Source organism: Caloranaerobacter azorensis DSM 13643, assembly GCF_900129995.1.
Taxonomy (GTDB): Bacteria; Bacillota; Clostridia; order Tissierellales; family Thermohalobacteraceae; genus Caloranaerobacter; species Caloranaerobacter azorensis.
In genome coordinates this window covers 1-1,466 of record NZ_FQXO01000146.1, presented here as the reverse complement: position 1 = coordinate 1,466, position 1,466 = coordinate 1, and the positions used below count along the sequence as shown (strand labels likewise).

The following is a 1,466-nucleotide window of genomic DNA, read 5'->3' as shown; positions in this document are numbered from 1 at the left end:
TGGAATATAGAAGTAATATTTTATCAGCAAAAATTTTTCTGGTCATTTGGTAAATATATGGTAAGGAATAAAGAAGCTATAGAAAGATTTATAAACTTAATAGCTATAAGTTTTACTTTTGTTTCAGTATTACCCTTTATCAGTAATAGATTTTCTGATTACAAATTTGAAAGCCCACAAGTTATAAAACGAATGATTTCAGAAAGAGTAATAAAAGAATTAATTTTTGATAGTTTCGTATCTTCGCTCGAAAATAGAAAAATTTATTCTGTAGTTTCCAAATGCGTTAAAAACTTTATATACAATGACTTTGTAGCTTAATTAATCTTGTAAACTGGTGATTATAATAATTCAACTTTTTCTATTTCACTTGATAATACAGGAAATATACCATTACCATCTCTGTATATTTTAGCTTTTCCATTATCTTTAATAACTTATTGATATTCTATATTTAGAATATCCTCTAAACTTTCATCTTTTACTGTAATGGATTTTAAAATTGCTCGTCTTAAATTCATTTCCACTTTCATCTATATAAATATCTATAACCTTGTTATAGAAAGTAATAATCTTTTATTTATTCTATTTAGTTCTATCTTTAGTCATTACCAATTCTCTAGTTCCAGCATACTTCTTAACCAGTTCTTGAGTTCCATTAAAATAATATTTAAATTAATTGGTTTATATATTTCTCCTTTTTATCTTATCCGATTACTGTAACTCTTAAAACGCTTATGCCCTTATAAATACTCCTCATATTTTTCTTTTTTATACTTAAGTAGATATTTATCTTACTTAATTTTCAGAGATATTTGTTTCTTAATTTCTTATATTTCCACTTTATCTACGTATTTAGTATATCACTCCTTGTACTTCATATCATTTAGAACATGATAAATTTCCCATCCTTGCCTCTTGTCCATAGTCATCTTCAAAATATAAAGCAATAACTGTTCTACACCAAGGATAAAAAGGCAATACAGTAACTTTAATTTCATAATCTTTTACATTAAATAAGTCCCTTTTCTGACAGCAATAAATTTATCAGAATTATTTAAATTTGATAAACATTGTTTGCTGATACCTAAATAATCTATTATTTCTTTTGAATTTATTGTTTCTTTTTGAATTAGTTTAATTAATTCCTCACGTTTTATAATTATTTCTCCTTTGATTTTTTTATCTTATCAGAAGTATATAAGATTAACCCAAGTCCTATTAAAATGAGCCAAAAATTTTTATACAAACATGAAACAACAAAAAATATTGTCGCAATAATTAAAGAAAATTGATTAATTAACAATTGAACAGATTTTATTTTTTCCACTTTAATCACCACCTCAATCTAATTTGATAAGATTAAACTTCACATTCACATAGTTAATATAAAACATATTTTGTTGTATAGTATGATTATTTCTGTTGTTTTCTTTACATTCCACATAGTTAATATAAAACAAGCG

General features: G+C 24.1%; 1 protein-coding gene. It reads left to right on the top strand.

Annotated features, from left to right (window positions below):
• Window positions 1-321: hypothetical protein (locus tag BUB51_RS12560; RefSeq protein ID WP_278294554.1), on the top strand; the 321-nt coding region annotated here is incomplete at its 5' end.
• Window positions 322-1,466 lie beyond the last annotated feature (1,145 nt).